Here is a 210-nt window from a genome sequence, read left to right as displayed (position 1 = left end):
ACGGCCCGGCGGGCACCGACATGCATGTCGAAGCGTCGTATCACCACCGCTACCGCAAGGCTCTGGAAGCGCGGTTCGGTGCGTCGATCACTTGGAAGAACCTTGGGATCGGCGGCACCGACGCCAGCGCCGGGGGCACGGGTGTCCCCGAAGATCGCTACGACGGATCGAACCCGAACCGTCTACAGGCCATCGTTGACGCCAAGGGCG

At 66.2% G+C, this 210-nt stretch carries 1 protein-coding gene; it reads left to right on the top strand.

Going from position 1 to position 210, the window contains the following annotated elements; translation table 11 throughout:
• On the top strand, nucleotides 1–210 hold a 210-nt coding region (locus JI664_RS23785; RefSeq protein WP_207016273.1), incomplete at both ends, for a hypothetical protein.

The sequence above is a fragment of the Rhodobacter sp. NTK016B genome, from assembly GCF_017303295.1.
In the GTDB taxonomy this organism is placed as follows: Bacteria; Pseudomonadota; Alphaproteobacteria; order Rhodobacterales; family Rhodobacteraceae; genus Pararhodobacter.
The sequence above is the reverse complement of the archived record's forward strand: the minus strand, read 5'-3'. Positions and strand labels throughout refer to the sequence as shown.